Origin of the sequence: Micromonospora sp. CA-246542, from assembly GCF_050942905.1 — a bacterium.
In the GTDB taxonomy this organism is placed as follows: Bacteria; Actinomycetota; Actinomycetes; order Mycobacteriales; family Micromonosporaceae; genus Micromonospora.
Genome location: NZ_CP192040.1, coordinates 3,287,367 through 3,312,537, shown reverse-complemented (window position 1 = coordinate 3,312,537; position 25,171 = coordinate 3,287,367). Strand labels below are relative to the sequence as shown.

Below are 25,171 nucleotides of genomic sequence, written 5' to 3'. Positions count from 1 at the left end.
GACGGGAGACGACATGAGCGATCGGGTGGCCCCGGCGCGGCCGGTACGGATCCTGCTCGCCGACGACCAGCCGCTGCTGCGGACGGGCTTTCGGATGGTGCTGGGCGCCGAGGGCGACCTGGACGTGGTGGCGGAGGCCGGTGACGGCGTGGAGGCCGTGGAGCTGTCCCGACGGCTCCTGCCCGACGTCGTGCTGATGGACATCCGGATGCCCCGCATGGACGGGGTGGCGGCGACCCGGGCCATCGTCGACTCCCGCCTGCCGGTGCGGGTGCTGGTGCTGACGACGTTCGACCTCGACGAGTACGTGGTGGGGGCGCTGCGCGCGGGCGCGAGCGGATTCCTGGCCAAGGACGTACCCGCCGAGGAGCTGATCGCGGCGATCCGCACGGTGGCCGGCGGGGACGCGGTGGTCGCGCCGCGGATCCTGCGGCGACTGCTCGACCGCTTCGCCGACCTGTTGCCCGACCCGGCGGCGACGCCGTCGGCGGCCCTCAACGCCCTCACCGACCGGGAGCGTGAGGTGCTGGTACAGGTGGCCCGAGGACTGTCCAACGCCGAGATCGCGGCGGTGTTGTCGGTCAGTGAGACGACCGTCAAGACCCACGTCGGACACCTGCTGACCAAGCTGCGGCTGCGCGACCGTGTACAGGCCGTCGTGCTGGCGTACGAGTCGGGTCTGGTCCGCCCACGGGCGTAGCCGCCGCGCGGCGACTACCTCACCCGGCGTACCCGAAGATCCCCCCGGGGAGGGACGGCCCGGGTTGCCGTCGTCACCTACCGTGACCGGAGGCGGCGTCGCGCGGTTGACCCTCCTGTGACGTGCGGGGGAAGTGTGCAAAACCGGTCGATCGGCCGTCGGGTCAGGGGCAACCCTGATGCGGCATGGGGGTGCACCCGCAGCGGGAAATCCGCTGCGCGTCCCCCCAGGGGCGGACGGGACGGGCGCTCGCAGCGCCGATGATTGAACGGTCGCGCCGGACCATCGGGGGGCGGCGTGGGATTCGGACAGACGGAAGAGGTAGATGACGTGACCGCGACGGTAGGCCGGCAGGCGCAGGCCGCGGCCCGGGCGAACGACGTGTGGAAGGTGTACGGCAGCGGCGAGGCCCAGGTCATCGCGCTGCGGGGGGTCAGCGCGGAGTTCGAACGTGGCCGCTTCACCGCGATCATGGGGCCGTCGGGTTCCGGCAAGTCCACGTTGATGCACTGCCTCGCCGGTCTGGACTCGGTGACCCGGGGGACGGTGTCGATCGGTGAGACGACGGTCACCGGGCTGGGCGACTCGGGGCTGACGAAGCTGCGCCGGGAGAAGGTGGGCTTCATCTTCCAGCAGTTCAACCTGCTGCCGACGCTCACCGCGAAGGAGAACATCCTGCTGCCGATGTCGATCGCCGGGCGCAAGCCCGACCAGGCCTGGTACGACACGGTGATCAGAACGGTGGGCCTGCAGGACCGGCTGGACCACCGGCCGGCGCAGCTCTCCGGCGGTCAGCAGCAGCGGGTGGCGTGCGCGCGGGCGCTTGTCGCCCGCCCTGAGGTGATCTTCGCGGACGAGCCGACCGGAAACCTGGACTCGCGCTCCGGCGCGGAGGTGCTCGGCTTCCTGCGCGACTCGGTGCGCGAGCACGGTCAGACCATCGTGATGGTCACCCACGACCCGACGGCCGCCGCGTACGCCGACCGGGTGGTCTTCCTGGCCGACGGGCAGATCGTGTCGGAGCTGATCGAGCCGACCGCCGACACCGTGCTGGACACCATGAAGAAGCTGGACACTCCGGCCGAGGTGGGCAACTGATGTTCCGGGCGACATTCAAGAGTCTGCTGGCCCGCAAGGTCCGGCTGATCCTGTCCGGTCTGGCGGTGGTGCTCGGGGTCATGTTCGTCTCCGGCGCGTTCGTGCTGACCGACACGCTGGGTCGTTCCTTCGACTCGGTGTTCGCCGACGGCTTCTCCGAGATCGACGTGAACGTCGCGGCGAAGCCCAAGGTCGAGGTCAACGAGTTGGAGGGCGAGCAGACCGCCGCTCCGCTGCCGGCCGCCGTGGTCGACCGGGTCAAGCAGGTGCCGGGGGTGGCCTCCGCGACCGGTGTCGTCAACGCCGACGGCGCACGGGTGATCGGCAGCAACGGCAAGGTCGTCACGTCGTTCGGTCCGCCACAGCTGGGGGAGAACTGGGTCGGCGAGAGCGACCTGCTGCAACTGCGCGAGGGCCGCGCTCCGCAGGCCGAGGACGAGATCGTGATCAACAAGTCGCTGGCCACCTCGGCGAAGGTGCGCGTCGGCGAGAAGGTCGGCGTGCTGACCGCGTTCGAGTCGAAGAAGCGGGACTTCACCCTCGTCGGCATCGCCGGTTACAGCGGTGACCGGGACTCGATCGGCGGCGTCAACGAGGTCTTCTTCACCACCCCGGTGGCGCAGCGGCTGATGCTGGGCGAGCCCGGGATGTTCAGCAGCATCACGGTGACCGCCGCCGGCGGCGTCTCGGACGAGGCGCTGCGCGACGACGTGGCCCGCACCCTCGGCGCGGATTTCGACGTGAAGACCGGTGAGCAGGTGGCCGAGGACGCTGCAGCCGGCCTGAAGGAGGGCCTGTCCTTCTTCAACAAGATCCTGCTGGGCTTCGGCGCGGTGGCGGTGCTGGTCGCCACGTTCCTGATCCTCAACACCTTCTCGATCATCGTGGCGCAGCGCACCCGGGAATTGGCGCTGATGCGCGCTATCGGGGCGAGCGGGCGGCAGATCATCGGCTCGGTGGTGCTGGAGGCCGTCACGGTCGGTCTGCTCGCCTCGGTGCTCGGTCTCGCCGCCGGCATCGGGGTGGGGGCGCTACTGGCGTTCCTGTTCGGCAAGCTGGCCGGTGGCCTGACCCTGGCCGGTATCGGCGTGCCGGCGGCTGCGGTGATCGGGTCGTTCGCCGTCGGTCTGGTGATCACGGTGGTGGCGGCGCTGCTGCCGGCGCTGCGGGCGTCGCGGATCCCGCCGATCGCCGCCATGCAGGACGTGGCCACACCGGACCGACCGTTGACCAAGATCACCGTGGCCGGTTCGGTGGTCACCGGCATCGGCGCGGTGCTGCTGTTCCTGGGGCTCAGCGGCAACGCGGGCGGCCAGACGCTCGTCACCATCCTGGGCGGCGTGCTGTTCGCCTTCATCGGCGTGGCGCTGCTGACCCCGCTGATCAGTCGGCCGGTGGTGAACCTGCTCGGCGCGATCTTCTCCTGGTCCGTGCCGGGCAAGCTGGGCCAGCTCAACTCCGGGCGCAACCCGCGCCGCACCGCCATCACGGCCGCCGCGCTGATGGTCGGCATCGCGCTGGTCATCGGCATCACGGTGATCCTCGACTCGGCCAAGAGCAGTATCAGCGCGCTCGCCCAGGACACCATCAAGGCCGAACTGGTGATCGCCGGTCAGCAGGGCGGCCCGCGTCCGCCGAGCTTCGACCCGAGCGTGCTGGACCAGGTGAAGGCGCTGCCCGGTGTGCGGATGGTCGACGGCGAGTACGGCGACATGGGGCGCATCGACGGCGAGAGCACGTGGGTGGCGGCGAGCAGCGACATCGCGTCACTGCGGCAGATCTTCGGCGCGAAGGCCACCGCCGGTGACATCGACCGGCTCTCGCCGACTCAGATGCTCGCCAGCTCCGACACCGCCAAGTCCCGGGGCTGGTCGGTCGGCTCGACCGTCAGCGTGCAGCTGACCCGGGGCGAGGCCCGCACGTACACGATCAGCGGCATCTACGAGTCGTCACAGCTGACCAACCCGGTGACGTTGCCGGCGACTGCGGCGAAGGACTTCGCGATCCCGCAGCCCATCCAGGGCTTCATCCAGCTCGCGCCCGGGGCCCGGGTGGCCGACGTGCAACCGCGGGTGGAGACGTTGCTCGCGGACAGCCCCGAGGTGTCGGTGGCCGACCGGGACGCGTTCATCAAGCAGCAGACGAGTTCGCTCGACGGGCTGCTCACGATGATCAAGATCCTGTTGGGGCTGGCCATCATCATCGCCGGGCTCGGCGTCGTCAACACCCTGGCGCTGTCGGTGCTGGAGCGCACGCGGGAGCTGGGTCTGCTGCGGGCGATCGGGCTGCGCCGTGGCCAGACGATGGGCATGATCACCGTGGAGGCGGTGGTGATCTCCGTGTTCGGTGCGCTGCTGGGCGTGGCGGTCGGCACCGGCCTCGGCGCAGCGGTGGTCGAGGCGCTCAAGGACGAGGGCATCACCGAGCTGAACCTGCCCTGGCTCCAGATGGCTGTCTACCTCGGTTTCGCCGCGCTCATCGGGGTGGTGGCCGCGGTGCTCCCCGCCGTGCGGGCGGCCCGGATCAATGTCCTGGGCGCGATCGCCCACGACTGACACCAGGTACGACAACGAGGGGGTCCCGCACCGCGGGACCCCCTCGTTCTCTCCGGCCGCGGCTTTCTTTCAGGCCGCGGCGCGGTCGGTCAGCAGCGCCGCGAGCGCCTCCAGGTCCACGCCCACCAGGCTTCGCACCTGGCGTACGCCCTCGATGGGAGGCAGCGGCACTTCGGCGGGTACGGCCAGCACGGCCGCGCCGGAGGCGAGCGCGCTGGCGACGCCGGTGGGCGAGTCCTCGATCGCCACACACCGCTCGATCGGCACGCCCAGCAGCCGGGCGGCGGTCAGGTACGGCTCGGGGTGCGGCTTGGCCGCGACCACCTCGTCACCGGCGACCACCACGTCGAAGCTGTCCCGCCCGAGGGTGTCCAGGGCGATCTCGACCAGCGCCCGAGGGCTGGAGGTGACCAGGGCGGTGGGGACTCCCGCCACGCGGACCGTGTGCAGCAACTCGAACGCGCCCGGCCGCCAGGGCAGGCCGGTACGGAACAGCTCCAGAATCCGGGCGTTGATCCACGCCGCGCTGATCTCCGGATCGCGCTCTGGTTGGCCCAGGTCGTCGTGCAGGATGCGCATCGACTCGGCCATGGCGGTGCCGATGATCGACCGGCGGGCATCGGCGGACAGCTCCCCGCCGTACTCGCGGGCCAGCTCCTGCAACGCGACGTCCCACAGCTTCTCGCTGTCGACCAGCGTGCCGTCCATGTCGAAGAGCACAGCGGCGGGGTGTTGGCTGCTCAGCGGATCCTCCAGGGGTCGTGACCGACACCGGGGATCCTGCCAGCCGGGTCCGCCGCCGGTGGCGGCAACGGCTCCGAGGGTGACCGGGGCAACCCCGCTCAGCTCAGGTCGCACTCCTTCAGCGAGCGTTCGTAGCCACGGAAGAACCTGTCGGTACGCTGTTCGGCGGTGCCGTGCGCGCCCTCGGCGAACCACGGCTGGTCCGGGTCGTCGCCGACCGCCGCCACGCCCTCGCGAAACTCGTCCAGGTCGCCCTCGGCGAGTTTCAGGTCGCCGGCGCGCACCGAGTCGCCGAGGTACGCCCCGGCCATGCAGTCGGCCTGCAACTCCTGCTGGATGGTGAAGCTGTAGTTGATACCCAGGCGCACCTGGATGCCGTGGGCGTACTCGTGCCCGAGCAGATAGAACACGAACGCGTCACCGACCTCGCGGAACGCCGCCACCGACCAGGCCACGTCGTACGCGATGAAGTCGCCCTGCGAGCAGTAGACCGCGTTGTTGCGCGGCAGTGGCTGACCGCCGCAGGAGACCTCACCGGCCCGCTGGTAAGGGGTGACCCGCCGGATGGGCGTGAAGCGCTGCCCGGACGCCTTGAACTGGGCCGCCCAGTAGCGCTCCGCGATCGCCTGCGCGTCGGCGACGTCCTGTTTGAACTCGGCCACGCTTGTGGTGCTGTCGGCGCGGGTGGTGTTCGGCTCAGGTGAGGCGGCCGGCGGGTTGGCCCCTGGACGTTCGCCCTCCGGTTCGGCCAGCCCACCGCCCGCGCAGGCGAGCGACACCAGCGCGACGACCACCAGGCCCACGAGAGGTCCCCGCGCGACGCGTCCCGACCATGCCCCCACTGTGCCTCCCCAGACCTCGGCGCTCGCACCACGCCATACCCCGACGGTACGACCACCACGCCCACCACCGGATTCACGCACAACCGACCCGAACGGTTCACGCCCCGAGCACGCCCCCTCCCCTCCCCCTCCCCCCGGACCCCCGACCCCGCCTCCGGACCCCCGGACCCCCGACCCGCTCGGCCCGGTGATCAAGAAGTTTGCGTCAGCCCGTCCGGCGTGTCGTGACGCGAACCTCTTGATCGACAGGTTCGGGGTGGGGTGGGGACGGTTCGCCTGGTGGGGGTCGGGCGGCCACAATGGGCCGGGGCGGAGGTGGCCGTCCGGTCGGGAGGGCGACGTGCACGTACTGGGCAGCCGTCGACGAAGCCAGCCGGCCCCGGCGCATGTCGTGTGGCGGTCGCTGCGGGACCCGTACGAGCCCGGAAGCCGGCCCTGGCTGGAACTGCGCGACGACGAGGTGCCGCCACGGGTGGTGGCGGGGTACGCGCCGGTGCTGCTGGTGTGGTCGTCGCTGTGGCCGCACCGGCCACTGGACGAGATCCGTTTCGACATCTCGCCCGGGCTTCCCGGCGATGACTGTGCGGTGCGCTGGACACTGACCACCCCCGACCCGGACCTGCCCAGCGAGAGCACCCTCGGCTACCTCCGCCACCGCCTCAACTATCTGATCAACAACCGCCTCCGCCTCTCCTACGGCCAATAACCCCGCACCCCGCACCCCCACCCGCCGACCGCCGACCGCCGACCGCCGTTGATCATGAGGTTATTGCGCCGACACGCCGACATCGGTGGCAATAACTTCATGATCAACGGGGCGGGGGCGAGAGCGGGGGCGGGGGCGAAAGGCGAGGGCGGGGGCGGGGGCGTCCGGGGAGGGGGGGTTGGGTTCGACGTTTCTGGTGAGCGGTGCCGGGGCGGCACCGGGAACAGGAAGGCCACCATGAAATACATGATCATGCTTTACGGGTCGCAGCGGGACTATGACGCGTTGTCCGGCCGGCCCTCGGACCGGCCGGCCATGTCGGCCGAGCAGGTGGCGGCCATGCACCGGCACATGGAGACGTTCCACCAGGCGCTCGCCGAGTCCGGGGAACTCGTCGACGCGCGGGGCTTGAGCGAGCCCGTGCACGCCCGTCGCGTACGGGTGCAGGGCGGGGCGCCCGTGGTGACCGACGGCCCGTACGCGGAGACGCAGGAGGTCCTGGCGGGTTACACGGTCGTGGAGTGCGTCAGCTTCGACCGGGCCACCGAGATCGCCGCCGGTCTGGTCGACCCGGACACCCCGGGGGCGTACGTGGACGTGCGGCCGGTGCTGGACGGCGTCGAGGACCTGGCCGGCTGAGCACGTGCCCGAGACACCCGCCGAGGACCTGCTGCGCGAGTTGGCGCCGCAGGTCCTCGGCGCGCTCGTCCGCCGCTTCGGGCACTTCGAGACGGCCGAGGACGCGGTGCAGGAGTCGTTGATCGCGGCGGCGGACACCTGGCCGCGCGATGGCGTACCGGACAGTCCCCGCGCCTGGTTGATCACCGTCGCGTCCCGGCGGCTCACCGATCTGCTCCGGCGCGACCAGGCGCGGGCGCGGCGGGAGGAGACGGCGGCACGGTGGATGCTGCCGGAGCAGTGGCTCGCGCCGGCCGCCGACCGACTCCAGGACGCCGACGACACGCTCATCCTGTTGTTCCTGTGCTGCCATCCGGCGCTCACCCCGGCGTCGCAGATCGCGCTGACGCTGCGCGCGGTCGGCGGGTTGAGCACCGCGGAGGTGGCCCGCGCGTTCCTGGTGCCGGAGGCGACCATGACCCGGCGGATCAGCCGGGGAAAGCAGCGGATCCGCGACAGCGGCCTCCGGTTCGCGCCACCGACGGCGGCGGAGCGCGCCGATCGGGTCGCCGCGGTATTGCACGTGCTCTACCTGGTGTTCACCGAGGGGTACGCGCGCACCGCCGGGCCGGGACTGCTGCGCGCCGACCTGACCACCGAGGCGATCCGGCTGACGCGCTTGGTGCGCCGGCTGCTGCCCGACGACCCCGAGGTCACGGGACTGCTCGCGTTGATGCTGCTCACCGACGCCCGCGCGCCGGCACGGATCGGGCCACACGGCGAGTTGGTGCCGATGGCCGAGCAGGACCGCACCCGGTGGCGGGCCGACCAGATCGCCGAGGGCGTCGCGTTGGTCGGCGAGGCGTTGCCGCGCGGGCCCGTCGGGCCGTACCAGCTCCAGGCGGCCATCGCGGCCGTGCACGACGAGGCGCCGAGCGCGGCGGCCACCGACTGGGCACAGATCACCGCCCTGTACGAGGTGCTGCTCGGCCTGTCCGACAACCCGGTGGTGGCGCTCAACCACGCCGTCGCGGTGGCGATGAGCCGGGGGGCGCGGGCCGGCCTGGCGCTGCTCGCCGACCTGGACGGGGACACCCGGTTGGCCGACGACCCACGGCTGCCGGCCGCGCGCGCCCACCTGTGGGAACTGATCGGTGAGCGGGCCGCGGCGCGCGAGGCGTACCGGATGGCGGCCGCGCGCTCGACGAACCTGGCGCAGCAGCGCTACCTCAACTCCCGCGCGGACGCCCTGTCGGACGACGCGGTCACCGGCTGAGCGGCCGACGCGGGCGCCAGGCCGAGGGAACGACGCGGGCGTGGGCCGGGCCGGGCCCGGCCGCACCTCACGGACTGGCGGCGAGGAAGACGAACGCGGCCAGCAACACGAGGTGGACGCCGCCCTGCAACACGTTGGCCCGCCCTGGTACGACGGTCAGCACCGCGGTCACCGCGGTGAGGGCCAGCAGCGCGAGCTGGGTGCCGCCGAGGCCGAGCAGCAGCGGCCCGTCCAGCCAGATCGAGGCGATGGCGATGACCGGAATGGTCAGACCGATGCTGGCCATCGCGGAGCCGAGGGCCAGGTTGAGGCTGATCTGTACGCGGTCGCGGCGGGCGGCGCGGGCGGCGGCGAGGGTCTCCGGCAGCAGCACCAGCAGGGCGATGATCACGCCGACGAACGCGTGCGGCAGGTTGGCGGCCGCCACGCCGGCCTCGATGGTCGGTGAGACGGTCTTGGCGTCGCCGACCACCGCGACCAGCGCCACCAGCAGCAGGGCGAGGCTGACCAGCGCGGCGCGGGTGGTGGGCGGTTGGGCGTGCTCCTCCGCGTCGATGACCCGGCCCTCGGTGTCGACCGGCAGGAAGTAGTCGCGGTGCCGGCCGGTCTGCACCAGCACGAACAGCCCGTACAGCGCGAGCGAGGCAACGGCGGCGAAGGTGAGCTGGGCCGGGCTGAACTCCGGGCCGGGGCGGGCCGTGGTGAAGGTCGGGATGACCAGGCTCAGCGTGGCCAGGGTGATCACGGTCGCCAGGGCGCCGCCGGTGCCCTCGGGGTTGAACACGGCCACCCGCCGGCGCAGCGCCCCGAGCAGCAGGGACAGGCCCAGGATGCCGTTACATGTGATCATGACGGCGGCGAAGACGGTGTCGCGGGCGAGCGACTGGGTCTTCTCCGGGCCGCTGATCATCAGGGTGACGATGAGGGCCACCTCGATGACGGTGACCGCGACGGCGAGCACCAGCGAGCCGTACGGCTCGCCCACCCGGTGCGCCACCACCTCGGCGTGGTGCACGGCCGCGAGCACCGCGCCGCCCAGTAGCGCGGCGACCACCATGACGACCGGGCCGGGGAGATCTCGTCCCCACGTCACGAGCAACACCAGCACCGCGAGCACGGGTACGGCGACGGTCCAATCGAGCAGGCGGGATCGAAGCTGGGCTGGCATGCGTCAAGGGTGCCAGGTCACGTGATCATGTGCCCACCATCGACGCACCTCGTCGCGTAATCCGTAACCTTTGGGTTACGCTTCCTGGCGTGGACGAGGTGGCCGTGGCGATCGCGGACCCGGTACGGCGGCGGATCCTGAGCATGCTGCGCGACGCGCCGCTGGCCGCTGGCGAGATCGCCAATCGGTTCGCCATCAGCCGCCCGGCGGTCAGCCGCCATCTGCGGGTGCTCCGCGAGAGCGGGCTGGTCCGCGACGAGCTGGTCGGCCGCACCAGGATCTACCGCCTCGATCCCGGCCCGCTCGCCCCGCTCGTCGACTGGCTCGGCGGGCTGGTCGCGCCGGAGGAGTGGGAGCAGCGCCTCGACGCCCTGGAGACCGAGGTCTATCGAACCCGCCGGGAACGCCGCACCCGCGGCCCGGCCGCCCATCGAACGGAGCACACCGCATGACCCGTACCCCCGCTGGCCGCCTGTTCCGCACCGCTACCGGCCACGACCTCGTCCTCACCCGCACCTTCCGCGCTCCGGCGGCGGACGTGTGGGCGAGCCTGACGGACCCGGAGCGCACGGCCCGCTGGTTCGGCCCGTGGGAGGGCGACGCCCGGCCCGGCAACACCATCCGCGTCCAGATGGCGTACGAGCAGGAGCAGCCCTGGTGCGACGTACGCGTCGAGGAGTGCGAACCGCCCCGCCGCCTGGCCGTGTCGATGGTCGACGATCACGGCGACTGGCTGCTGGGGTTCGCGCTGACCGAGACCGACGACGTGACCGAGCTGCGCTTCACCCAGCGCCTGCGCAGCCTCGACGGCGTCGCCGAGGTGGGCGCCGGCTGGGAGTACTACCTCGACATGCTGGTCGCGTACCGGGACGGCACGCCCCGACCGGAGTTCGACGAGTACCACCCGGCCATGCGGTCCTACTACGAGGCGCTGGCCGAGGGGGTCTGAGAATCGACCTCCCGCCGCAGTCGGGCGAACTCGGCGGTCAGCGCCGGCAACGGAAAGTGGGCGTTCAGGCCGCTGGGGTTGGGCAGCACCCAGACCCGGGTCGGGCCGATCCGTTCCGGCTGCGGTCCCAGCGCGGCCTTCGGCCGAACGAACGCGATCCGGTACGCGGTAACCCCGAGCACCGCCACCCACCGCGGCCGGTACCGCTCGACCTTGACCGCCAGCCCGGTCACCCCGGCGACCAGCTCGGCGGCGGTCAGCTCGTTGGCCCGGGCCGTGGCCCGGTTGCTGAGACTGGTGACGCCCAGCCCCTGCCGGAGCAGCTCGGCGCGCTCCCACGGGCGCAGTTCCCGGTCGGTGAAGCCCGCGCCGTGCAGGGCCGGCCAGAAGCGGCTACCCCGCCGGGCGAAGTGCTCCCCCACCGCCGCCGAGTAGAGCCCCGGGTTGAACCCGCAGAACAGCACCCGCAGGCCGGGGCCGATCACATCCACCAGGCCGCGACCGGCCGCCGCCGCGACCTCGTGGCGGGTCGGCGGCCGCCACGGCGGTGACCCGTCCGCGTCCATGACACCGATCCTGCCGTACGCGCCGACGCCCGTCCCCGCTTGCCGACGACGCCGACGCACCGGACCCGGTGTGCGCCGATGGTCATGCTTTGACACCCTCAACCGATGCAATCCACCGACCACCTCGCCGCCAGCCGTTACGCGCGGATGCGCTGGAACACGCCCCTGTCGGAGGAGCACGCGGCCCTGCTGCTGCGGCGCCTCGACGTACGCCCCGGCGCGCGCGTGCTGGACCTGGGCTGCGGATGGGGTGAGCTGCTGCTGCGCGCTGTCGCCGCCGGCGGTGTGGCCGGACCGGTCGCGACGAGGGGCGTGGGCGTCGACACCGACGAGGCGGTCCTCGCCCGGGGCCGCAGGCTCGCCACCGAGAGATCGCTGAACCGGCACGTCGCCTTCGTGGAGGGCGAGGCCGCCGCCTGGCAGGAGCCGGCCGACCGGGTTCTGTGCGTCGGCTCGGCGCACGCCTTCGGGGGCACCGGAGCGGCTCTCGACGCCCTCGCCACCGTGGTCCGCCCCGGCGGGCGGCTGCTGTTCGGCGAGGGGTACTGGCAGCGCGAGCCCAGCGCGGAGGTCACGGAGATCTTCGGTGCGGACGTCACCGACCTCGCGGGCCTCGTCGAGGCCGCCCGTGAGCGGGGCTGGCGGCTGCTTCATCTCAGTACCGCCGACCAGCGGGAGTGGGACGACTTCGAGTCCAGCTGGCTCGCGGGCCGACAGGAGTGGCTGTTGACCTATCCCGAGGATCCCCGCGCGGCACAGGTCCGCACCGAGCTCGACGACCGGCTCCGCGAGTACGTGGGCGGCTACCGCGACGTGCTCGGCCTCGCGTACCTGGTCCTCGGTCGCTGACCCGCGTCCCAGGCCACAGCCCGTGGGGTTGACGGGCGCAGACATCGGAGGTTTACTGCCTCAACGACACCAGTCGATACCATCCGTCCGTCCACACTGGCCGGTCGGAGTCGTCGGCTGGGTCGTGTACCGCAACACGGCACCATCACCACCGCTCCACATCACCTCAGCCGAGCATCGGCGGCCCGGCTTCCGCATCACCGCCACCATGGCCCCTGACGCGCCCACGTGCGCTGTGCGGGGTCGACGCTCAGCTAAGGAGCATCACCATGCGTTCCCGTCCCCGCCTGTTGGCCCTCGTCACCGGCCTGGCCGTGATGATGGCCGGTCTGGTCGCGCTGCCGACCACCGCCTCGGCGGCACCACTGACCAAGGTCCTGGTGTTCAGCAAGACCGCCGGCTTCCGGCACTCGGCCATCCCCAACGGCATCGCGGCCATCCAGCAGCTCGGCGCTGCCAACGGCTTCAGCGTGACCGCCACCGAGGACGCCAACCAGTTCACCACCTCCAACCTGGCCCAGTACCAGGCGGTGGTCTTCATGTCGACGACCGGCGATGTGCTCAACTCCAGCCAGCAGACGGCCTTCGAGCAGTACATCGCCGCTGGCGGTGGATACGTCGGCGTGCACGCGGCCGCGGACACCGAGTACAGCTGGCCGTGGTACGGGCAGTTGGTCGGGGCGTGGTTCGACTCGCACCCGGCGATCCAGACCGCGACCGTGAAGATCGAGGACCGGAGCAACCCCTCGACCGCGCACCTCGGCGCCACCTGGGTCCGCTCCGACGAGTGGTACAACTACCGCACCAACCCCCGGTCCAGCGCACGGATCCTCGCCAGCCTCGACGAGTCGTCCTACAGCGGCGGCAACATGAACGGCGACCACCCGATCACCTGGTGCAAGGCGTACGGCGGCGGACGGGCCTGGTACACGGGTCTCGGGCACACCGAGGCGTCGTACACCGACCCGAACTTCACCCGGATGCTGCTCGGTGGCCTGCAGGTCGCCGCTGGTTCGGTGAGCGCCAACTGCTCGCCGGGGACGAACCCGACCACCCCGCCGCCGACCACCGCTCCGCCGACCACCCCGCCGCCGACCACCGCTCCGCCCACGACGGCCCCGCCGACCACCCCGCCGCCCGCCGTCGCCGGTTCCACCCTGCGGGCCCGCGCCAACAACCAGTACGTCAGCGCGGCCAACGCCAGCACCCCGCTGATCGCCAACAAGACGTCCGTCGGCACCAGTGAGCGGTTCGAACTGGTCAACCTCGCCAACGGCAACGTCGCGCTGAAGGCCAAGAGCAACGGGCAGTTCGTCGCGGCGGAGAACGCCGGGGCCAACGCGCTGATCGCCAACCGGGCCACCGCCGGCGCGTGGGAGACGTTCCAGCTGATCCGCAACTCCGACGGCACGGTGAGCCTGCGGGCCACGGTGAACAGCCGGTACGTGGCCGCCGACAACGGAGGCTCCTCCCCGCTGATCGCCAACCGGACCTCCATCGGTCAGTGGGAGAAGTTCGACCTCGTCACCACCAACTGACCGCACCACGACCCACACCCCGCCACCCACACCTGGTCGTGGTGCGCCCCAGCACGCCCCGGCCCTGGTCGTCGAGGAAGGACGATCATGCTTTCGAAATCCCGGCGCTGGTCCCGGGCACTCGTCGCGGCGGTCACCACCGTCGCGAGTGTGACCCTGGCCGTGGCCGCCAACTCCCCCGCCGCGCAGGCGGTGGTGATTCCCGCCAGTGACTACCAGCAGATCAAACTCGCCACCGGCTCCGCCGAGCTGGGCGAGGCCATGTCCCTGGCCGTTCTGCCCAACCGCTCGGTGCTGCACACCGCCCGCAACGGCGTCCTGCGGGTGACCGACGTGGCCGGCAACACCAAGACCTCCGGCACCCTGTCGGTCTACACGCACGACGAGGAGGGGTTGCAGGGCGTCGCCGTCGACCCCGGCTTCGCCACCAACCGGTGGATCTACCTGTACTACTCGCCGACGCTGAGCACCCCGTCCGGGGACGCGCCCACCACCGGCTCGCAGTCCGACTGGGACCGGTGGAAGGGGCACCTGCGGCTGTCCCGGTTCACCCTCAACAGCGACGACACGCTCAACCTGAGCAGCGAGAAGATCGTGCTCCAGGTCGCCAACGATCGTGGGCAGTGCTGCCACGTCGGTGGTGACCTGGACTTCGACGCCGCCGGCAACCTGTACCTGACCACCGGCGACGACACCAACCCGTTCGAGTCGTCGGGCTACGCGCCACTGGACGAGCGGACCAACCGCAACCCGCAGTTCGACGCCCAGCGCTCGGCGGGCAACACCAACGACCTGCGGGGCAAGGTGCTGCGGATCACGCCGCAGGCGGACGGGACGTACACCATCCCGTCGGGCAACCTGTTCGCGCCCGGCACGGCCAACACCCGTCCCGAGATCTACGCGATGGGTATGCGCAACCCGTTCCGGATGAGCGTGGACAAGGCGACCGGCGTCGTCTACGTCGGCGACTACGGCCCGGACGCGGGAAGCACCAACTCGAGCCGGGGCCCGCAGGGTCAGGTCGAGTTCAACCGGATCACGGCGCCCGGCAACTACGGCTGGCCGTACTGCACCGGCAGCAACACGAGCACGGAAACATACAACGAATACACGTTCCCGTCCGGGCCGTCGCAGTCGAAGTACAACTGCACGGGCGGGCCGACCAACAACTCGTTCCGCAACACGGGCCTGCAGACCCTGCCCGCGGCGAAGCCGGCCTGGATCAAGTACGCGGGCGACTCCGGCTCACCGTCGGAGTTCGGCAGCGGCTCCGAGTCGCCGATGGCCGGACCGGTGTACCGGTACGACGCCTCGCTCAACTCCAGCGTCAAGTTCCCGCAGTCGCTGAACGGCCTGTTCTTCGCCGGTGAGTACGGTCGCCGCTGGATCAAGCCCATCGCCATCAACGCCGACGGCTCCCGGGGTGAGATCTCCAGCTTCCCGTGGTCCGGCACGCAGGTCATGGACATGGCCTTCGGCCCGGACGGCGCGCTGTACGTGCTGGACTACGGCACGGGCTCGAACAACCAGGCGCTGTTCCGGATCGAGTACATCGGCGGCGGCAACCGCAACCCCATCGCGGTCGCCTCGGCGAACCCGACCTCCGGGGCCAACCCGTTGACGGTGAACTTCTCCTCGGCGGGCAGCTCCGACCCCGAGGGCGGGGCGCTGAGCTACCTGTGGACGTTCGGTGACGGCACCACGTCGACGGCGGCGAACCCCACCAAGACGTACACCACCAACGGCACGTACTCCCCCACGCTGAAGGTCACCGACCCGACCGGGCTGACCGGTACGGCGAGCCTGGTCGTCACCGTGGGCAACACCGCGCCGACGGTGACGCTCACCTCGCCCGCCGACGGGCAGCTGTTCAACTTCGGTGACACCATCTCGTACCAGATCAGCGTGAGCGACCCGCAGGACGGCACCATCGACTGTTCCAAGGTGAGCCTGACGTACGCGCTGGGCCACGACAGTCACGCTCACCAGATCACCTCGAAGAACGGGTGCAGCGGCTCGATCACCGTCCCGACGGACGGCGAGCACGACTCCGCGGCCAACATCTACGGGGTCTTCGACGCCGCCTACACCGACAACGGCGGGCTGACCACGCACAGCATCCGGACGCTGCAACCGAAGCACCGCCAGGGTGAGCACTTCGGCGGCCAGTCGGGTGTCCAGGCCACCGACCACACCAGCGCCGAGGGTGGCCGCACGGCCGGGTTCATCGAGAACAACGACTGGATCTCGTACACGCCGTACAACCTGACCGGCGCGAACCGCATCACCGTGCGGGCGTCGTCGGCCGGGGCCGGCGGCACGATCGAGGTGCGGACCGGGTCGGCAACCGGCACCCTGCTGGGCACCGTCACGGTGCCGGTGACCGGCAACTGGGAGACCTTCACCGAGGTGTCCGGCACGATCAGCAACCCGCCCAGCGCGTCGACCACCCTGTACCTGGTGTTCAAGGGCGGGTCGGGCTACCTGTTCGACGTGGACGCGTTCACCTTCACCACCGGCACCGGTGGCAGCACGCCAGTGACCACGCTGCGGGCGCAGATCAACAACCAGTACGTGTCGGCGGTCGGCACCACCGCGTTGATCGCCAACAAGGCCAGCGTCGGCAGCACCGAGCAGTTCGACCGGGTGGACGCCGGCAACGGCAACATCGCCCTGAAGTCGCGCTCCAACGGGCTCTACGTCTCGGCCACGAGCACTACCGCACCGTTGGTCGCCACCGGCACGTCGATCGGGGCGGCGCAGACCTTCCAGATCGTCAACAACTCGGACGGGACGGTCAGTCTGCGCGCCACGATCAACAACCAGTTCGTGTGCGCGGAGAACTCCGGGGCCGGGTCTCTGATCGCCAACCGCACGTCCGCCGGAGCCTGGGAGAAGTTCTACCTGACCACCGGCTGACACGTGGTGGGCCCGGCCCGTTCGGTGACCGGGCCGGGCCCACCGCACCATCGACTGCCGACGCGCCGCGTCGAAGAGGGGTCCCCGCCGTCACGAGTCGGCGGGGACCCCGCTGTCCAGTTGCCCGATCACCGGCGCCAGCAGGTCGTTGAGTTCCCGGGCCAGCACCGCGACCGCCCGACGCGCCGCGGCGGGGACATCGTCGTCCGGGCCGTCGGGTGTCGGCGGCAGGCCGTCGAGCGGCAGCGGCGCCTCCACCTGGAGCAGCGCACGCAGGTGCGGACGGCGCGTCCGGTCCTGCTCGGTGGGGGTGGTGAACTGCCCGAACATCTGTGGCCAGTTCTCCCACCCGCGGTCGCGTTGCCACTGCTTGCTCCAGGTCAGCTCGGCGGGCCAGCGGGAGGCCACGGTGACCGCGCAGACCATGCTGCCGTCCCACGGGCTGCGTTCGCAGGTCGCCGAGATGATCCGCCGGTGCCACCGGACGAAGCCGGGCGACAGCTCGCTGGCCACCCGCCAGGCCGTCGCGGCGAACGCGACCGGCGCGAAGTCCCCCCAGGTCTCGGCGAAGTCACCGATCCGACGGAGCACCTCGGCCTCGTACCGGCCGTGGCCGTCGACACCGTGCTCACGGTCGAACTGCTCGTCCAGCCAGAAGGCGCGCGGTTCCGGCATCCTCGACCCCGTTCTCAACGATCGCGCCCGCCACGGTCACGCGTCGGTCACGCACGGATACGGACGCCTCTATCCCACCATGATGCAGAACGGGTGGCCGGCCGGGTCGGCGTACACGCGCAACGGCTCCTCGGGGTCCTCGATCCGGTCGTAGCGCAGCCGGCCGCCGAGGCGCAGCACGCGCTCGTGCTGGACCAGCAGTTCGTCGACGGATTCCACGGTCAGGTCGAGGTGTAGCTGTTGTGGCACGTCGTTCTTCGGCCACGTCGTCTCGGGCAGGTCGTCGACCTGCTGGAACGCGATCTGCGGGCCACCGTCCGGTGACCTGAGCACCAGCCAGTCACGACCGCGCTCGTCGGGTCGGCCGTCCGTCGGTGGCTCGTCGCCGGGCCGGTAGACGAAGCCCATGAGCTGCCGGTAGAACTCCGCCAACTGCCGCGCGTCGGTGCCGTCGAGCACCACCGATGTCAGCCGGGGAACGCTCTCCTGGTCGACCATCCACGATCACCTCCGGACGCCATTCTGGTCGGCCCACGCTGGCGTCGCATCCGCAGGCGGCACCGTACTTGACACGTACCCCGTTGGACAGTGGACGATTCAGCGTGCGAATTCTCGTGGTGGGTGGCAGTGGCCTGATCGGCGCGCACGTCGTGGAGGTGCTGCGCGAGCGCGGCCACGACACGACCTCGGTGGCGCGTTCCGCCCAGCCGGGGGTCGACCACCTGCTCGATGTGGGGTCCGTCTCGATCGACGAGCTGCGGCCGTTGCTCGCCAGTCACGACGGCGTCGTGTACGCCACCCGGACCGACGAGCAGCGGCCGTTGCCGAAGCCGATCTACCCGCAGTTCCGGCGCGAGAACGTCGACCCGGTGGTACGCCTGTTCACCGCCGCCCGCGACGAGGGCCTCACCCGTGGGGTGGTCATGGGCTCGTACTACACGTACTTCGACCGGCTCCATCCGCAGTGGCGGCTCGGTGAGCGGCACACGTACATCCGCTGCCGGCTGGAGCAGGCCCTCCAGGGGCGGGCCGCCGCCGGCCCGGGGCTGCCGGTCGCCGTACTCGAACTGCCCTTCGTCTTCGGTCGGGCCGGTGACCGGCTGCCGAACTGGGCCGGTCCGCTGGACCGGTGGGCGCGCTCTCGTACCCCTCTGCTGGCGCCGACGGGCGGAAGCGCCGCGGCCTCGGCGCGCAGCGTGGCCGAGGTCGCGGCCGACGCCCTCGAGAGCGCCAGCGGCGCGGACATCCCGGTCGCCGACGAGAACCTCACCTGGCACGACATGCTCGCGCGCATCGCCGACGCGGTCGGCCGACGCCGCCGGGTCGGCCGGCTGCCGGCCGGCGCGGCGCGGACGGCGCTGCGACTGGGCGGCGCGGCGCAGGCGCTCGGTCGCAAGGAGTCCGGAATCAACCCGACTTTCCTCGCCGACCTCCTGCTCGCCGAACTGTTCATCGAGCCGACGACCGGCCGTTCGCTGGACGCCGCGCTGCGCGAGACCTTCCCCGGTTAGCGGGGTGGACGCGCGAGGTACGCCGTCTTGACGTCGGTCAAGAACCCGCAGGCACGATAGAAGGCGTGCGTCGCCGGGCTCCGCGACCCCGTCATCAGCATCGCCTTGTAGCAGCCCGCGTCCCAGGCGGCCTGGAGCGTGCCGGCCATGATCTGCCGGCCCAGACCGGTACCCCGCCGCGATTCCTCGACGACGACGTTCTCGATCACCGCATACGGCGACGCCGACCGGCTCAGATTGGGAATCACGTTGAGGTACGTGGTGGCGACGACGATCCCGTCCAGTTCCAGGACGAACAGCCGCAGGCCTGGTGAGCGGAGAATCTGCGCGAAGGCCGCCCGGTCGGTGCCGTCGTCCAACACCGGATCGTCCGGGTTCAGCTGTCGGTAGAGGCGGATGATCTGCGCGAAGTCGTCGGGCCGGGCCGCACGGAACATGCCGGCAGCGTAACGAACGCCGGTGCCGGTCGCCGTTCGCGCGGCACGTCCCCTGCCTGACCGATCGCGATCAGGATCTTGACAGCCCTGGGTGGGAAGGGAAGCATCATCGCCGATTAGACAACGTTGTCACACCCGTGTTCGGCTCCGATGTGGAGCGCGAACGTGTGACGGGTCGCCCCGCCGAGCTTCGTGCAGACGGTGCCAACCGAAGGGCCAACACTGTGTCAGACACACCGGCGCGCCTGGCGTACACCGCCAAACGCCGAACCCTCGCCGCCGCCACCGCCGTGACCGTGGCGGCGCTGGCGGCGGTCTCCGCGGGCACACCCGCCGCGGCCGCCGCGCCTGTCCGCCTGGTCACCGACCCCGCCGGGTACGTCAACCCGCTGATCGGGTCCACCAACCTCGGCAACACCTACCCCGGAGCGGTCCGTCCCTTCGGGATGCTGGCCTGGAGCCCGCAGACCAGCACCGGGAAGCAGACCTCCACCCCCGCGCCCGGTGGCTACGAGTACGGCGCGACCCGGATCCGCGGCTTCAGCCTCACCCACCTCAACGGGGTCGGCTGCAACGGCGGTGCGGGCGACATCCCGATCATGCCGATCGTGGGTGACGTCACCTCCTCGCCGTCCGTCGACACCTCGGACGCGACGTACGCGAGCAGCTTCTCCCACCAGAACGAGACCGCGCGGGCCGGGTACTACCGGGTGGGCCTCGACAGTGGCGCGTCGGCGGAGCTGACCACCACTGCACGCACCGGCTCGGGCCGGTTCGGCTTCCCGGCCGACCAACCCGCCAGCATGCTGTTCCGCACCTCCAACTCGGAGACCGGCAGCACCGACGCCACCGTACGGGTGGACGCCGCGGCCCGAACCGTCACCGGCTCGGTCACCGCCGGCAACTTCTGCGGCCCGCACAGCGAGAACAACCGCAAGTCCCTGTACACGCTGCACTTCACCGCCCACTTCGACCAGCCCTTCGCCAAGGTCGGCACGTGGCAGGACGGCACCCGGACGCCGGACGCCACGACGGCCGCCGGCGGCACCGGCCTCGACGCGGGCAACCCCGTGCCGGGCAAGGGGTCCGGCGCGTACGTCACCTTCGCCCAGGGCACCACGACCGTCGGCGTGAAGGTCGCGATCTCGTACGTCAGCCTGGACAACGCCGAGGCCAACCTGCGGGCGGAGAACCCGCGGCAGAAGAGCTTCGACGCGGTCCGGTCGGAGGCCACGGCGGCCTGGCAGCGCGAGCTGAGCAAGATCAAGGTCGGCGGCGGCACCAACGACCAGCTCAGCACCTTCTACACGGCGCTGTACCACTCCATGCTCGAACCGACCCTGACCAGTGACGTCGACGGCCGGTACCTCGGCGCCGACGGCAAGCCGCACCGCCTCACCAAGGGCCAGGACGCGCAGTACGGCACCTTCTCCGGTTGGGACCAGTACCGCGCCCAGGTGCAGCTGATGACGCTGGTCAACCCGAAGGCGGGCAGCGACTATGCGCAGTCGTTGTTCAACTACGCCACCCAGCGGGGCGGCGAGTGGGACCGCTGGCTGCTCCAGCACGGCAAGACGAGCGTCATGTCCGGCGACCCGTCGGCCCCGGCGGTCGCCGGCATCCACGCCTTCGGCGGGCGGGACTTCGACGTCAAGGGCGCCCTCCGGTCGCTGATCACCGCGGCGACGGTGCCGAACGCCAACGACTCCGACAGCGCCGGTTGCAACGTGGCGTGCGTCGGTCAGCGTCCCGCCCTCGACAAGTACCTGGAGTTGGGCTACGTCCCCGCCGACGGCTGCTCCTGCTGGGGCGGCGCGGCCGAGACGATGGAGGACGCGGTCGCCGACTCCGCGCTCGCCGAGCTCGCCGGGCAGGTCGGCGACCAGGCGAACGAGCGGGTCTTCCGCAAGCGGTCGGGCACCTGGAGCAACGTCTTCGACCTGACCGCCACCGCGCAGGGCGGCTACCCGCGCTCCCGCAAGGCCGACGGCACCTGGGCGGAGCGCGCCTTCCAGCCCGCGACCGAGAGCGGGTTCGTCGAGGGCAGCAGTGCCCGCTACACCTGGATGGTCTACTCCGACGTCGCCGGCCTGGCCCGCGCCATGGGCGGCAACAAGGTGGCTGAGCAGCGCCTCGACGCCTTCTTCCGTACGCCGGACGGCGCCTTCGACTTCTCGGCCCGCGACCTCACCCGGTACGACCCCACGAACGAACCGGACATGAACGCGCCCTACCTCTACAACTACTTCGGCGCGCCCTACAAGACCCAGCAGACGGTCCGCGCGGTGATGGACCAGCTCTGGGGCAACACCCCCGGCGGCATCCCGGGCAACGACGACGCCGGCACCATGTCGTCGTGGTACGTCTTCTCCGCGCTGGGCATGTACCCGCAGAACCCGAGCCGGGCTGACCTGGTGCTCACCGCGCCGCTCTTCCGGCGCGCGGTCATCGACGCCGGACCCGGCCGCCGGATCACCGTCGACGCCCCGGCCGCGTCGGCCCAGAACACGTACATCCAGTCGGTCAAGGTAAACGGTAGGACGTCGACCCGGAGCTGGGTCCCCGACACCCTCGTCAACAAGGGCGGCACCGTCGCCTTCGTACTCGGCGACAAGCCGAACACCACGTGGGGCAGCTCCCCCGCCGACGCCCCACCCTCGTACGGCGACGGCCGGCGGCCGTACCTGACGGGCGCGAGCCCGCAGACGCTCAAGGTGGAGCCGGGTAGCACCTCGGCGACGACGTACAAGATCCAGGCATTGACCGAGGCTCCCACCACCGCGCGCTGGAAGGTCAACGCGCCCGCCGGCCTGACCGTCACGCCCGCGCAGGGCGAGTTCAGGCTGACCGGCGACGGGTTGGGCAGCAAGGAGCTCACCGTCTCCGCGCCGGCCGACCTCAAGCCCGGCGCCTACGCCGTGACGGTGACCGCCAGCACCACCTCCGGTACGGCACTGCCCACCGTCACCATCCCCGTGACGGTGGCCGTGCGGGACAGCGTGTTGTGGAACCTCAACAACAACGGCATCTCGGCCGACGACACCAATCCGCAGGCCAACTTCGACACCGGAGGCTGGAGCTACTCCGCCACGGCGCTCGCGGCCGCCGGGGTGCGGCCGGGATCCACCGTGTCTGCCAACGGGTTCGACTTCACCTGGCCGAACGTGGCCCCCGGCGACCCGGACAACATCCTGGTCGGCGGCGGCGGTCAGGTGCTCAGCGTCCAGGCCGCCGAGAGTGACACGAAGCTGAGCCTGCTGGGCAGCGCCGCGTTCGGTGCCACCACCGGCACGGTGACGCTGACGTACACCGACGGCACGACGCAGCAGGCGACGGTCGGCTTCAGCGACTGGACGCTGGGTGGCGGCGGCGACCAGCCGTCGTTCGGCAACGTGACGGCGGTGCACACCACCTACCGCGACAAGATGGGGTCGGGGGTCGAGCCGGTGGCGACGTACGTCTTCGCGACCGCCCCGATCGACCTGCTGCCGGGCAAGCGGCTCGCGAGCCTGACGCTGCCCACCACCGCCGAGGGCGGCGTCCTTCACCTCTTCGGGGTGGCGACGGCCTGACGCACGGCAGAGGGGCCTGCTCCGCCGCGCGGCGGAGCAGGCCCTTCCGGGTAGTCGGGGGGCTGGCCTCAACGCCAGCGCTCAGCCCAGCTCCTCGGCCAACCCGACGACGATGCCCTCGGGGCCGCGGACGTAGCAGAGCAGGAAGATGTCCTCGTACCGCTGCACCTCCCCGACCAGTTCCGCCCCGTGGCGGCGCAGCCGGGCGATCGTGTCCTCGACGTCGTCCACGGCGAACATGATCCGGCGAATGCCGAGGGTGTTCGCCGGCGCGTCCTCCGGCTCGTGGCGAACGGCCTTGGGCGCGTGGAACATCGCCAGCTCGACCTTGCCGTGACCGTCCGGGGTCCGCAGCATGGCGACCTCCTGCCGCACGTCGTCGATGCCGATGACCCGCTCCACCCAGCGCCCCTCGACCGGTCCCCGGCCCTCCACCTCCAGGCCGAGTTCGACGAAGAACGCGATGACCGCGTCGAGGTCCTCGACCACGATGAGGACGTTGTCCATCCGCCGGATCGCCATGCTGCTTCCTCCTGCTCTAGGGCCTGTTTCATAAGGGCGGTCGAGCCGAGGCGGAGTCCGGGCGGCGATCCGGCAAGGCGCGGTGGTGTCCGGATACCGGTGTTGTATCCGGACACCACCGCAACGCCGCCGGTCGTCGTCCGGGCCCGCCGCAGGCCGACCAGTTCTTATGAAACAGGCCCTACGTGCGGTCGCCGGGATCGACGTCGCCGGCCTGCCGCGCGGCGATGTCGACGAACTCCCGCACCAGCGGTGACCGGTTGTTCTCGGCCCAGGCCAGGCACACCTGGTTGTCAGCGAGGTCGCCGACGGGCACGTGGACGACGTCCGGCCTGGTGTAGAACCTCGCGATCGACACCGGCAGGATCACCACCCCGGCCTCCGCGGCGACGTGCTCCAGCTTCTCCTCGACGGAGGTCAGCACCGGCCGGGGGCGGGGCTCCGGGTCCATCGGACGATTCGGCAGGTCCCGCCACTCCGGCACCGCGTCCGGGTCCTGAAGCAGGCGCTCCTCGGCCAGCTCGGCGAGGTCGACCGACTCCTTGCCCGCCAGACGATGTCCGGCGGCCAGGACCACGACACGGGGTTCGGTGAAGAGGGGGCGGAGGCACAGGCCCCGCTGGTCGACCGGGAGCCGCACGTAGCCGACGTCGGCGCGCCCCTCGCGGAGAACCTCGGCCTGGTCGTCTCGGGAGGTGCGGACGACACCGACGGCCAGGTCGGGGTGCATCTGCGCGATGGCACGGGCCTCGGCCGTGACGATGATGCCCGGCATGAACGCGATGGTGAACGTCGGCCGGCCGTGCGCCGCCCGCTGCACCCGCCGACCCAGGGCCTCGGCCGAGGCCAGAAGCGGACCGGCGTCGGCCAACAGTTGACGACCGGCCTCGGTCAGCACGGTGGAGCGGCGATCCCGCACGAACAGCTCGGCGCGGAGTTCGCGCTCGAACGCCCGGATCTGCCGCGACAGGACCGGCTGGGCGATGTGCAGCCGCGCGGCAGCCCGGCCGAAGTGCAGCTCCTCGGCGACGGCCACGAAGTAGCGGAGCTTACGCAGATCGACGTCCATCCGACCCCTCCCGTCCAGCACCCACCATACCCGTCGGGTATCACAGCAGCTCAAAGAGGTCTTGGACGTGAGGGTCAGCGCCGACGCACCGTGGTGAGCGTCAGCCGAACACGATCCGGAAGGACCATCATGACCCTCACCGACCAGCGCGTCGTCGTCCTCGGCGGCACCTCGGGAATCGGGCTCGCGACCGCCGCCCGGGCCGCCCAGGAGGGCGCCCAGGTCGTGGTCGCCTCGCGCAACCGGCACCGCGTGGACCGCGCCCTCGCCGCCCTGCCGGCCGGCACCCAGGGGTACGTCGCCGACCTCGCCGACCCGGCCGACGTGACGCGCCTGTTCCAGGGGCTCGGCCCGTTCGACCACCTCGTCTACACCGCCGGCGAACCGCTCGCGCTGATGTCCGTCGACGCCCTCGACCTCGCCGCCGCCCGCACCGCCTTCAACCTGCGCTACTTCGGTGCGCTGGCGGCGGTCCACGCGGCGCTCCCGCACCTGCGGCCCGGCGGGTCGATCACCCTCACCACCGGCACCGCCAATCACCGGCCGAAGGCGGGCTGGTCGGTGGTCGCCGGCATCACCGGAGCGATCGACGCGCTGGTCCGCTCGCTCGCCGTCGAACTGGCACCGATCCGGGTCAACGCCGTCTCCGCCGGCGTCATCCGCTCACCGCTGTGGGACTCGCTGTCCGAGGACACCCGAGAGCAGATGTACGACCATCTCAGCACGTCACTGCCGCTCGGCCGCGTGGGCGAGCCCGAGGAGGTCGCCGAAGCGTACGTCTACCTCCTGCGGTCGACGTACGCCACCGGCACACTGGTCACCGTGGACGGCGGCACCCTGCTCGCCTGAGACCCGTG

Annotated in this window: 23 protein-coding genes; 14 read left to right on the top strand and 9 right to left on the bottom strand. The window is 71.3% G+C overall.

Going from position 1 to position 25,171, the window contains the following annotated elements:
* Nucleotides 1–13: 13 nt before the first annotated feature.
* The 3 genes from ACQP0N_RS15540 to ACQP0N_RS15530 all read left to right on the top strand — a co-directional run bounded on the left by ACQP0N_RS15540 (nucleotide 14) and on the right by ACQP0N_RS15530 (nucleotide 4,353).
* Nucleotides 14–700 (top strand): response regulator transcription factor, encoded by a 687-nt coding sequence (locus ACQP0N_RS15540; protein ID WP_355053013.1) that lies wholly within the window; start codon nucleotides 14–16, stop codon nucleotides 698–700.
* Between the two features lie 330 nt (nucleotides 701–1,030).
* A complete protein-coding gene (locus ACQP0N_RS15535; protein ID WP_433121042.1) occupies nucleotides 1,031–1,798 on the top strand; it encodes an ABC transporter ATP-binding protein in 768 nt (255 codons plus the stop codon).
* Nucleotides 1,798–4,353 carry an ABC transporter permease gene (locus tag ACQP0N_RS15530; protein ID WP_433121040.1) on the top strand — a complete coding sequence of 852 codons (2,556 nt, stop codon included), beginning with the start codon at nucleotides 1,798–1,800 and terminating at the stop codon, nucleotides 4,351–4,353. Before ACQP0N_RS15535 ends, ACQP0N_RS15530 begins: the two co-directional genes overlap by 1 nt.
* Nucleotides 4,354–4,422: 69 nt before the next feature.
* Here ACQP0N_RS15530 and ACQP0N_RS15525 read toward each other — a convergent pair whose 3' ends face one another.
* Nucleotides 4,423–5,073: an HAD family hydrolase gene (locus ACQP0N_RS15525; protein ID WP_433121038.1), complete on the bottom strand. Its 651-nt coding sequence runs from the start codon at nucleotides 5,071–5,073 to the stop codon at nucleotides 4,423–4,425.
* A 122-nt stretch (nucleotides 5,074–5,195) separates the two neighbouring features.
* The gene (locus ACQP0N_RS15520) at nucleotides 5,196–5,939 is read right to left on the bottom strand and encodes a neutral zinc metallopeptidase (protein WP_433121037.1); all 744 of its coding nucleotides are present in this window, start codon (nucleotides 5,937–5,939) and stop codon (nucleotides 5,196–5,198) included.
* 340 nt (nucleotides 5,940–6,279) lie between these two features.
* Here ACQP0N_RS15520 and ACQP0N_RS15515 point away from each other — a divergent pair, with 340 nt between their 5' ends.
* The 3 genes from ACQP0N_RS15515 (at nucleotide 6,280) to ACQP0N_RS15505 (ending at nucleotide 8,539) form a co-directional block, all read left to right on the top strand.
* On the top strand, nucleotides 6,280–6,645 hold the full coding sequence (locus ACQP0N_RS15515) for a hypothetical protein (protein ID WP_433121036.1): 366 nt from the start codon (nucleotides 6,280–6,282) through the stop codon (nucleotides 6,643–6,645).
* Nucleotides 6,646–6,882: 237 nt separating this feature from the next.
* The gene (locus ACQP0N_RS15510) at nucleotides 6,883–7,284 is read left to right on the top strand and encodes a YciI family protein (protein WP_433121035.1); all 402 of its coding nucleotides are present in this window, start codon (nucleotides 6,883–6,885) and stop codon (nucleotides 7,282–7,284) included.
* 4 nt (nucleotides 7,285–7,288) lie between these two features.
* Nucleotides 7,289–8,539: an RNA polymerase sigma factor gene (locus ACQP0N_RS15505; RefSeq protein WP_433121034.1), complete on the top strand. Its 1,251-nt coding sequence runs from the start codon at nucleotides 7,289–7,291 to the stop codon at nucleotides 8,537–8,539.
* Nucleotides 8,540–8,606: 67 nt separating this feature from the next.
* On the opposite strand, the gene ACQP0N_RS15500 is transcribed toward ACQP0N_RS15505, so the two are convergent.
* The gene (locus ACQP0N_RS15500; RefSeq protein ID WP_433121033.1) at nucleotides 8,607–9,707 is read right to left on the bottom strand and encodes a calcium:proton antiporter; all 1,101 of its coding nucleotides are present in this window, start codon (nucleotides 9,705–9,707) and stop codon (nucleotides 8,607–8,609) included.
* Nucleotides 9,708–9,796: 89 nt separating this feature from the next.
* On the opposite strand from ACQP0N_RS15500, the gene ACQP0N_RS15495 reads away from it, so the two are divergent.
* Both ACQP0N_RS15495 and ACQP0N_RS15490 read left to right on the top strand, forming a co-directional pair.
* A complete protein-coding gene (locus ACQP0N_RS15495) occupies nucleotides 9,797–10,159 on the top strand; it encodes an ArsR/SmtB family transcription factor (protein ID WP_433121032.1) in 363 nt (120 codons plus the stop codon).
* Nucleotides 10,156–10,656, top strand: a complete 501-nt coding sequence (locus ACQP0N_RS15490; RefSeq protein ID WP_433121031.1) for an SRPBCC family protein — start codon at nucleotides 10,156–10,158, stop codon at nucleotides 10,654–10,656. The genes ACQP0N_RS15495 and ACQP0N_RS15490 overlap by 4 nt, the downstream gene beginning before the upstream one ends.
* Here ACQP0N_RS15490 and mug read toward each other — a convergent pair.
* Nucleotides 10,629–11,222 (bottom strand): G/U mismatch-specific DNA glycosylase, encoded by a 594-nt coding sequence (gene mug / locus ACQP0N_RS15485; protein ID WP_433121030.1) that lies wholly within the window; start codon nucleotides 11,220–11,222, stop codon nucleotides 10,629–10,631. The two genes, ACQP0N_RS15490 and mug, sit on opposite strands and share 28 nt — an antisense overlap.
* 105 nt (nucleotides 11,223–11,327) lie before the next feature.
* Here mug and ACQP0N_RS15480 point away from each other — a divergent pair, with 105 nt between their 5' ends.
* The 3 genes from ACQP0N_RS15480 (at nucleotide 11,328) to ACQP0N_RS15470 (ending at nucleotide 16,528) form a co-directional block, all read left to right on the top strand.
* Nucleotides 11,328–12,071, top strand: coding sequence for an SAM-dependent methyltransferase (locus ACQP0N_RS15480; protein WP_433121029.1), 744 nt, complete (start codon nucleotides 11,328–11,330; stop codon nucleotides 12,069–12,071).
* Nucleotides 12,072–12,340: 269 nt separating this feature from the next.
* Nucleotides 12,341–13,609, top strand: coding sequence for a ThuA domain-containing protein (locus tag ACQP0N_RS15475; protein ID WP_433121028.1), 1,269 nt, complete (start codon nucleotides 12,341–12,343; stop codon nucleotides 13,607–13,609).
* Between the two features lie 87 nt (nucleotides 13,610–13,696).
* Nucleotides 13,697–16,528 (top strand): PQQ-dependent sugar dehydrogenase, encoded by a 2,832-nt coding sequence (locus tag ACQP0N_RS15470; protein ID WP_433121027.1) that lies wholly within the window; start codon nucleotides 13,697–13,699, stop codon nucleotides 16,526–16,528.
* Between the two features lie 90 nt (nucleotides 16,529–16,618).
* Here the strand turns inward: ACQP0N_RS15470 and ACQP0N_RS15465 are convergent, their stop codons facing one another.
* Nucleotides 16,619–17,203, bottom strand: a complete 585-nt coding sequence (locus tag ACQP0N_RS15465) for a hypothetical protein (RefSeq protein WP_433121026.1) — start codon at nucleotides 17,201–17,203, stop codon at nucleotides 16,619–16,621.
* A gap of 69 nt (nucleotides 17,204–17,272) precedes the next feature.
* The gene (locus ACQP0N_RS15460) at nucleotides 17,273–17,701 is read right to left on the bottom strand and encodes a VOC family protein (protein ID WP_433121025.1); all 429 of its coding nucleotides are present in this window, start codon (nucleotides 17,699–17,701) and stop codon (nucleotides 17,273–17,275) included.
* Between the two features lie 104 nt (nucleotides 17,702–17,805).
* Between ACQP0N_RS15460 and ACQP0N_RS15455 the strand changes: the two genes are divergently transcribed.
* Nucleotides 17,806–18,714, top strand: a complete 909-nt coding sequence (locus ACQP0N_RS15455; protein WP_433121024.1) for an NAD-dependent epimerase/dehydratase family protein — start codon at nucleotides 17,806–17,808, stop codon at nucleotides 18,712–18,714.
* Here ACQP0N_RS15455 and ACQP0N_RS15450 read toward each other — a convergent pair.
* Entirely contained in the window at nucleotides 18,711–19,151 is a 441-nt protein-coding gene (locus ACQP0N_RS15450) for an N-acetyltransferase family protein (RefSeq protein ID WP_433121023.1), read from the bottom strand. The genes ACQP0N_RS15455 and ACQP0N_RS15450 overlap by 4 nt on opposite strands.
* Before the next feature lie 224 nt (nucleotides 19,152–19,375).
* On the opposite strand from ACQP0N_RS15450, the gene ACQP0N_RS15445 reads away from it, so the two are divergent.
* A complete protein-coding gene (locus ACQP0N_RS15445; RefSeq protein WP_433121022.1) occupies nucleotides 19,376–22,723 on the top strand; it encodes a GH92 family glycosyl hydrolase in 3,348 nt (1,115 codons plus the stop codon).
* Between the two features lie 81 nt (nucleotides 22,724–22,804).
* On the opposite strand, the gene ACQP0N_RS15440 is transcribed toward ACQP0N_RS15445, so the two are convergent.
* The gene (locus tag ACQP0N_RS15440) at nucleotides 22,805–23,245 is read right to left on the bottom strand and encodes a VOC family protein (protein WP_433121021.1); all 441 of its coding nucleotides are present in this window, start codon (nucleotides 23,243–23,245) and stop codon (nucleotides 22,805–22,807) included.
* A gap of 181 nt (nucleotides 23,246–23,426) precedes the next feature.
* Complete coding sequence (locus ACQP0N_RS15435; protein WP_433121020.1) at nucleotides 23,427–24,314, bottom strand: LysR family transcriptional regulator; 888 nt, start codon at nucleotides 24,312–24,314, stop codon at nucleotides 23,427–23,429.
* 129 nt (nucleotides 24,315–24,443) lie between these two features.
* Between ACQP0N_RS15435 and ACQP0N_RS15430 the strand changes: the two genes are divergently transcribed.
* Nucleotides 24,444–25,163: an SDR family oxidoreductase gene (locus tag ACQP0N_RS15430; RefSeq protein ID WP_433121019.1), complete on the top strand. Its 720-nt coding sequence runs from the start codon at nucleotides 24,444–24,446 to the stop codon at nucleotides 25,161–25,163.
* Nucleotides 25,164–25,171: the final 8 nt, after the last annotated feature.

Coding starts and splice junctions, on each gene's coding strand:
- ACQP0N_RS15540 (WP_355053013.1), top strand. CDS start 14: ATGAGCGATCGGGTGGCCCCGGCGCGGCCGGTACGGATCCTGCTCGCC.
- ACQP0N_RS15530 (WP_433121040.1), top strand. CDS start 1,798: ATGTTCCGGGCGACATTCAAGAGTCTGCTGGCCCGCAAGGTCCGGCTG.
- ACQP0N_RS15510 (WP_433121035.1), top strand. CDS start 6,883: ATGAAATACATGATCATGCTTTACGGGTCGCAGCGGGACTATGACGCG.
- ACQP0N_RS15500 (WP_433121033.1), bottom strand. CDS start 9,707: ATGCCAGCCCAGCTTCGATCCCGCCTGCTCGATTGGACCGTCGCCGTA.
- ACQP0N_RS15490 (WP_433121031.1), top strand. CDS start 10,156: ATGACCCGTACCCCCGCTGGCCGCCTGTTCCGCACCGCTACCGGCCAC.
- mug (WP_433121030.1), bottom strand. CDS start 11,222: ATGGACGCGGACGGGTCACCGCCGTGGCGGCCGCCGACCCGCCACGAG.
- ACQP0N_RS15480 (WP_433121029.1), top strand. CDS start 11,328: ATGCAATCCACCGACCACCTCGCCGCCAGCCGTTACGCGCGGATGCGC.
- ACQP0N_RS15475 (WP_433121028.1), top strand. CDS start 12,341: ATGCGTTCCCGTCCCCGCCTGTTGGCCCTCGTCACCGGCCTGGCCGTG.
- ACQP0N_RS15470 (WP_433121027.1), top strand. CDS start 13,697: ATGCTTTCGAAATCCCGGCGCTGGTCCCGGGCACTCGTCGCGGCGGTC.
- ACQP0N_RS15465 (WP_433121026.1), bottom strand. CDS start 17,203: ATGCCGGAACCGCGCGCCTTCTGGCTGGACGAGCAGTTCGACCGTGAG.
- ACQP0N_RS15460 (WP_433121025.1), bottom strand. CDS start 17,701: ATGGTCGACCAGGAGAGCGTTCCCCGGCTGACATCGGTGGTGCTCGAC.
- ACQP0N_RS15450 (WP_433121023.1), bottom strand. CDS start 19,151: ATGTTCCGTGCGGCCCGGCCCGACGACTTCGCGCAGATCATCCGCCTC.
- ACQP0N_RS15440 (WP_433121021.1), bottom strand. CDS start 23,245: ATGGCGATCCGGCGGATGGACAACGTCCTCATCGTGGTCGAGGACCTC.
- ACQP0N_RS15435 (WP_433121020.1), bottom strand. CDS start 24,314: ATGGACGTCGATCTGCGTAAGCTCCGCTACTTCGTGGCCGTCGCCGAG.
- ACQP0N_RS15430 (WP_433121019.1), top strand. CDS start 24,444: ATGACCCTCACCGACCAGCGCGTCGTCGTCCTCGGCGGCACCTCGGGA.